We start from the raw sequence: 7013 nt of genomic DNA, 5'->3' as shown, positions 1-7013 counted from the left end.
CACGGCGGCCGCCGTGCTCGCCGGGCTCAGCCTGCCCAAGGTCGAACTGCCGTCCTGGCGCAGCCACGCCCTGGCCGGGCTGCCCGAGGGCCCCGTGCTCGGCCTGGTCGCCGCCGTCCTCACCACGACCCTGGTGTGCAGCGTGCAGTCGCTGCTCGGTGCCGTCGCCATGGACAAGCTGGCGGCGGGCCGGACCGACGTACGGCGCTCGGACCTCGACCGCGAGCTGCGCGGCCAGGGCGCGGCCAACGTCGTCTCCGGAGCCCTCGGGGGCCTGCCCATCGCGGGCGTCGCCGTCCGCAGCACGGCCAACGTCCGCGCCGGCGCCGTCAGCCGGAACTCCACGATGCTGCACGGCGTCTGGGTGGTGGCGGCCGCGCTGTTCCTGGTCCCCGCCCTGGAGTTGATCCCCCTCGCGTCGCTCGCCGCGCTGGTGATGGCCGTCGGGCTCCAGATGGTGTCCCTGCACCACATCCGCACGGTCACCCGCCACCGAGAGGTGCTCGTCTACGCGGTCACGACCCTCGGGGTCGTCCTCCTCGGGGTACTGGAAGGCGTCGCGCTCGGCATCGCCGTGGCCGTCGGCGTCGCCCTGCACCGCCTCACCCGCACCCGTATCACCCACGAGCAGAAGGACGGGGTCCATCACGTCCATGTCCGGGGTCAGTTGACGTTCCTCGCCGTGCCCCGCCTCAGCCGTGCCCTGCACCAGGTACCGCAGGGTGCCGAGACGGTGGTGGAGCTGGACGGGTCGTTCATGGACCACGCGGCGTACGAGTCCCTCCAGGACTGGCAGCACGCCCACCTCGCGCGCGGTGGTTCCGTGGAGATCACCGGACGCGCCGGGACCCGTATCGCCGAACCCGCGGGCACCTCCGCGGCCGACTGCCGCTGCCGGCCCTGGACGGCATGGCGCAACCACCAGTGCGCGGCCCCGGCACCCACCCCCGCCGGCAGCCCTGCCGAGGAGCCGGCAGAAGGGCCGAGCAGCCATCAACTGGCCCGCGGCATCAGCGCGTTCCAGACCAACACCGCTCCCCTGGTACGCCGTGAGCTGGCGCGGCTCGCGCGGGAGGGCCAACAGCCCTCGCAGCTCTTCCTCACCTGCGCCGACTCCCGGCTCGTCACCTCGATGATCACGTCCAGCGGGCCCGGCGACCTCTTCGTCGTACGCAATGTCGGCAATCTGGTGCCCATGCAGGGCGAGGAGAGCGCCGACGACTCGGTGGCGGCGGCCATCGAGTACGCGGTGGAGGTGCTGAAGGTGCGGTCCATCACCGTCTGCGGGCACTCCGGCTGCGGTGCGATGCAGGCCCTGCTCACCACCGACGCCCGTGGCTCCCGGACCCCGCTCGGGCGATGGCTGCGGCACGGCCTGCCCAGCCTGGAACGCGCCACCGACAAGAACCGGCCCTGGGCGCGTATCGCCGGACGGGAGCCTGCCGACGCGGTCGAGCAACTGTGCCTGACCAACGTCATCCAGCAGTTGACCCATCTGCGGGCGCACGAGTGCGTCGAGCGCGCCCTGCGCGAAGGCACCCTCGAACTGCACGGGATGTACTTCCACGTGGGCGAGGCCCAGGCCTACCTGCTCACGGAGGACGCCCCGGACAGCGGCGTCTTCGACCGAGTGGCCGGAACGACGGGAGAGGCCGGGCCGAAGGGGACGGCTCTGCACGACACGCGCGTCTGAACCGTTTCTCCCGCCGGTCCGTGACAACGGGTGGCCCCATGTGCGTGGGGCCACCCGCCCACAGGTCTAAACCAATCCTGGGAAGGCCCTTGTCATGGGGGGTTCGGGTCTGATGAGCTGTGGCCTGGGACACAACGGTCGCCCCGGCAAAGCACCGCAAGGGAGATGTCGTGAGCAACGAAAGCCTGGCCAACCTCTTGAAGGAGGAGCGACGCTTCGCGCCGCCCGGTGACCTGGCGGCGAACGCCAACGTCACGGCAGAGGCGTACGAACAGGCCAAGGCTGACAGGCTCGGTTTCTGGGCGGCTCAGGCCCGGCGGCTGACCTGGGCCAAGGAGCCGACCGAGACCCTGGACTGGTCGAACCCGCCGTTCGCCAAGTGGTTCAAGGACGGCGAGCTCAACGTCGCGTACAACTGCGTCGACCGCCATGTCGAGGCCGGCCACGGCGACCGGGTCGCCATCCACTTCGAGGGCGAGCCCGGGGACAGCCGGGCCATCACCTACGCCGAGCTCAAGGACGAGGTGAGCAAGGCGGCGAACGCCCTGCTGGAGCTGGGCGTCCAGGCCGGCGACCGGGTCGCCGTCTACATGCCGATGATCCCGGAGACCGCCGTGGCGATGCTCGCGTGCGCCCGCATCGGTGCCGCGCACTCCGTCGTCTTCGGCGGCTTCTCCGCGGACGCGCTCGCGACCCGCATCCAGGACGCCGACGCCAAGGTCGTCATCACCTCCGACGGCGGCTACCGGCGCGGCAAGCCCTCCGCGCTCAAGCCGGCCGTGGACGACGCGGTCGCCAAGGCGGGCACCATCGAGCACGTCCTCGTCGTCCGCCGCACCGGCCAGGACGTCGCCTGGACCGACGGCCGCGACGTGTGGTGGCACGACATCGTCGACCGGCAGTCCGCCGAGCACACCCCGCAGGCGTTCGGGGCCGAGCACCCGCTGTTCATCCTGTACACCTCGGGCACCACCGGTAAGCCGAAGGGCATCCTGCACACCTCGGGTGGCTACCTCACCCAGACGGCGTACACGCATCACGCCGTCTTCGACCTCAAGCCCGAGACGGACGTGTACTGGTGCACGGCCGACGTCGGCTGGGTCACCGGCCACTCGTACATCGTCTACGGACCGCTGGCCAACGGCGCGAGCCAGGTCATGTACGAGGGCACGCCCGACACCCCGCACCAGGGCCGCTTCTGGGAGATCGTGCAGAAGTACGGCGTGACCATCCTGTACACGGCGCCCACGGCCATCCGTACGTTCATGAAGTGGGGCGACGACATCCCCGCCAAGTTCGACCTCGGCAGCCTGCGTGTGCTGGGTTCGGTGGGCGAGCCGATCAACCCCGAGGCGTGGATCTGGTACCGCAAGCACATCGGTGCGGACCGGACGCCCATCGTGGACACCTGGTGGCAGACCGAGACCGGCGCGATGATGATCTCCCCGCTGCCGGGCGTCACCGAGACCAAGCCGGGCTCCGCGCAGCGGCCGCTGCCGGGCATCGCCGCGACCGTCGTCGACGACGAGGCGAACGAGGTGCCCAACGGCGGTGGCGGCTATCTGGTGCTCACCGAGCCGTGGCCGTCGATGCTGCGCACCATCTGGGGCGACGACCAGCGATTCCTCGACACGTACTGGTCGCGGTTCGAGGGCAAGTACTTCGCCGGGGACGGGGCGAAGAAGGACGACGACGGGGACATCTGGCTCCTCGGCCGCGTCGACGACGTCATGCTGGTCTCCGGCCACAACATCTCCACCACCGAGGTGGAGTCCGCGCTCGTCTCCCACCCGTCCGTCGCGGAGGCGGCCGTGGTCGGCGCCGCCGACGAGACCACCGGGCAGGCCATCGTCGCCTTCGTCATCCTGCGTGGCACGGCGGCCGAGACCGAGACCCTCGTCGGCGAACTGCGCGACCACGTCGGCGCGACCCTCGGCCCGATCGCCAAGCCCAAGCGGATCCTGCCGGTGGCGGAGCTGCCGAAGACCCGCTCCGGCAAGATCATGCGGCGCCTGCTGCGCGACGTGGCGGAGAACCGTCAGCTCGGTGACGTCACCACGCTCACGGACTCCACGGTCATGGACCTCATCCAGACCAAGCTGCCGGCGGCGCCCAGCGAGGACTGAGATCGCGTTCTCAGGGCTGAACCCGCCCGGGGCGGTGGCCGGGTGGCCGCCGCCCCGTCGAGGGCCGACGATGAGACACGTCCCGAGGGGCACCCGGTGATCCACCCACCAGGTGCCCCCAGCCGTGCCCTTAGGTAGACTAAACAATCAGGTGTGCCGGGAAGTCTGGTCGGCGAGCGTTTTGTCCTGCCCTCGACCGGAGGTCCCCGCCGTGGCCGCATCCCGCCCCACCCCCGCCCGGAAGGTCCTCGACCGGCTCTCCCTGCCCGAGCGGACCTTCGTGGCGGACGCGCTGCGCACGGAGACCGTCGGCGGTGTGCTGCTGCTCCTCGCCGCCGTCACCGCGCTGATCTGGGCGAACGTCCCCGCCCTGCACAGCAGTTACGAGAGCGTCAGCGACTTCCACTTCGGGCCCGAGGCCCTCGGCCTGAACCTCTCCGTCGCCCACTGGGCCGCCGACGGACTCCTCGCGATCTTCTTCTTCGTCGCCGGCATCGAACTCAAGCGCGAGCTCGTCGCGGGTGACCTCCGGGACCCCAAGGCGGCCGTACTGCCCGTGGTCGCCGCCCTGTGCGGCATGGCCGTACCGGCGCTCGTCTACACCCTCACCAACGTCGGCGGCGGCGGATCGCTCGCCGGCTGGGCCGTGCCCACGGCCACCGACATCGCGTTCGCGCTCGCCGTGCTGGCCGTCATCGGGACCTCGCTGCCGTCCGCGCTGCGCGCGTTCCTGCTCACGCTCGCCGTCGTCGACGACCTCTTCGCGATCCTGATCATCGCGATCTTCTTCACCGACGGCCTCGACTTCGCCGCGCTCGGCGGCGCCTTCGCGGGCCTCGCCCTCTTCTGGCTGCTGCTCAGGAAGGGGGTGCGCGGGTGGTACGTGTACGTTCCGCTCGCCGTCGTCGTCTGGGGGCTGATGTACAACAGCGGCGTCCACGCCACCATCGCCGGTGTCGCGATGGGCCTGATGCTGCGCTGCACCCGGAACGAGGGGGAGGAGCACTCCCCCGGCGAGCGCGTCGAGCACCTCGTGCGCCCCCTCTCGGCGGGGCTGGCCGTGCCACTGTTCGCCCTGTTCAGTGCGGGTGTCACCGTGTCGGGTGGGGCGCTGGGGAAGGTGTTCACCCAGCCGGAGACGCTCGGTGTGATGCTCGGGCTGGTCGTCGGCAAGGCGGTCGGGATCTTCGGCGGGACCTGGCTGACCGCCCGCTTCACCCGTGCCTCCCTCTCCGAGAACCTGGTCTGGCCGGATGTCCTGGCCGTCTCCGCCCTCGCCGGGATCGGCTTCACCGTGTCGCTGCTCATCGGTGAACTCGCCTTCGAGGGCGACCCGGCGCTCACCGACGGCGTCAAGGCTGCCGTGCTCACGGGGTCGCTCATCGCGGCGCTCCTGGCGACCGTCCTGTTGAAGCTGCGCAACGCGAAGTACCAGGCGCTGTGGGCGGAGGAGCACCGCGACGAGGACCTCGACGGCATCCCCGACATCTATGAACAGGACGACCCGGCGTACCACCTGCGCATGGCCGAGATCTACGAGCGCAAGGCCGCCGAGCACCGCAGGCTTGCCGAAGTGGCGGGCGGGGCAAGCGACGGGGACGACGGTCCGGCATGATCTGACAGGACCGTACAAAACGCAGGGCGCCCCCGGCACCGTACGACGCGGCCTTTCAGTCGAGGCCCGTACGGGGCGGGGGCGCTTCCGGACGCAGATGAGGGAGACCCCGATGAGCGCACCCGACGGCAGCCCGGTCGGTGCCGAACGCAGTGTCGGCCAGCTGTTCGCCTCGGCGACGGCCGAGATGTCCGCACTGGTGCACGACGAGATCGCGCTGGCGAAGGCCCAGCTCAGGCAGGACGTCAAGCGCGGTCTGGTCGGCGGTGGGGCGTTCACGGCAGCCGGCGCGGTGCTGATCTTCTCCCTGCCGATGCTCAGCTTCGCACTGGCGTACGGCATCCGCACCTGGAGCGACTGGAACCTGGCGATCTGCTTCCTGCTGTCGTTCGCGGCGAACGTGGTGGTCGCCGTCGTCCTGGCGCTCATCGGTGTCGCCTTCTCGAAGAAGGCCAAGAAGGGGCAGGGCCCGCAGAAGGTCGCCGCGTCCATGAAGCAGACCGCCGGAGTGCTCCAGAACGCCAAACCGCACCCCCGCCGGCCCGCCCGGACCGACGGCGGTGTCGAGGCTGTGGCACGCTCGACCTCATGACGGACCCCGCCACCTCAGCCGCCTCCGGCCTGCCCGCCTCGGTCGTACGACTCGACGTGCCCGGCGCGAAAGAGGTGATCCACCGGGACGTCGCCGCCAACGGCGCCCGCTTCCACATCGCCGAAGTCGGCGACGGACCGCTGGTGATGCTGCTGCACGGCTTCCCCCAGTTCTGGTGGACCTGGCGGCACCAGCTGGTCGCGCTCGCCGACGCCGGGTTCCGCGCTGTCGCCATGGACCTGCGCGGCGTCGGCGGCAGCGACCGAACGCCCCGCGGCTACGACCCGGCCAACCTCGCCCTGGACATCACGGGCGTCATCCGGTCACTCGGTGAGCCCGACGCCGCGCTGGTCGGGCACGACCTCGGCGGTTATCTGGCGTGGACGGCCGCCGTGATGCGTCCCAAGCTCGTGCGGCGGCTCGCGGTCTCCTCGATGCCGCACCCGAGACGCTGGCGCTCGGCGATGCTGTCGGACGTCAAGCAGACCGCCGCCGGGTCCTACATCTGGGGCTTCCAGCGGCCCTGGATCCCCGAGCGGCAGCTGACCGCGGACGACGGCGCCCTGGTGGGCCGGCTGATCCGGGAGTGGTCGGGGCCGCGGCTGCCCGACGACGAGGCCGTGGAGGCGTACCGGCGGGCGATCTGCATCCCGTCGACGGCACACTGCTCGATCGAGCCGTACCGGTGGATGGTGCGCTCCCTCGCCCGCCCCGACGGCATCCAGTTCAACCGGCGCATGAAGCGGCCGGTGCGCGTGCCGACGCTCCATCTGCACGGGTCACTCGACCCGGTGATGCGCACGCGCAGCGCGGCGGGCTCCGGCGAGTACGTCGAAGCCCCCTACCGCTGGCGGCTGTTCGACGGGCTCGGGCACTTCCCGCACGAGGAGGACCCGGTGGCGTTCTCGTCGGAACTCATCAACTGGCTGAAGGACCCCGAACCCGACCGCTGACGGGGTCCCGGCCGACCGCTGACGGGGTCCCGGC

At 71.1% G+C, this 7013-nt stretch carries 5 protein-coding genes; all 5 read left to right on the top strand.

Features of this window, described 5'->3' with window-relative positions; genetic code table 11:
• Positions 1–1693 (top strand): carbonic anhydrase (locus AOK15_RS30980; RefSeq protein WP_055521653.1); only part of this gene is annotated, 1693 nt, incomplete at its 5' end.
• Positions 1694–1863: 170 nt separating this feature from the next.
• Positions 1864–3819, top strand: coding sequence for an acetate--CoA ligase (acs, locus tag AOK15_RS30975; protein ID WP_055521652.1), 1956 nt, complete (start codon positions 1864–1866; stop codon positions 3817–3819).
• 211 nt (positions 3820–4030) lie between these two features.
• A complete protein-coding gene (gene nhaA / locus AOK15_RS30970; protein WP_055521651.1) occupies positions 4031–5434 on the top strand; it encodes a Na+/H+ antiporter NhaA in 1404 nt (467 codons plus the stop codon).
• A 112-nt stretch (positions 5435–5546) separates the two neighbouring features.
• Positions 5547–6026 (top strand): phage holin family protein, encoded by a 480-nt coding sequence (locus AOK15_RS30965; protein ID WP_055521650.1) that lies wholly within the window; start codon positions 5547–5549, stop codon positions 6024–6026.
• The gene (locus tag AOK15_RS30960) at positions 6023–6979 is read left to right on the top strand and encodes an alpha/beta fold hydrolase (RefSeq protein ID WP_055521649.1); all 957 of its coding nucleotides are present in this window, start codon (positions 6023–6025) and stop codon (positions 6977–6979) included. Before AOK15_RS30965 ends, AOK15_RS30960 begins: the two co-directional genes overlap by 4 nt.
• Positions 6980–7013 lie beyond the last annotated feature (34 nt).

Source organism: Streptomyces ossamyceticus (assembly GCF_001418475.1).
GTDB classification, from domain to species: Bacteria; Actinomycetota; Actinomycetes; order Streptomycetales; family Streptomycetaceae; genus Streptomyces; species Streptomyces ossamyceticus.
Note: the sequence above shows the minus strand (reverse complement) of the source record. Positions and strands in the feature narration are given on the sequence as shown.

What these genes read in the sequence shown, in the direction of transcription:
- AOK15_RS30965 (WP_055521650.1), top strand. Translation starts at nt 5,547, where the DNA reads ATGAGCGCACCCGACGGCAGCCCGGTCGGTGCCGAACGCAGTGTCGGC.
- AOK15_RS30960 (WP_055521649.1), top strand. Translation starts at nt 6,023, where the DNA reads ATGACGGACCCCGCCACCTCAGCCGCCTCCGGCCTGCCCGCCTCGGTC.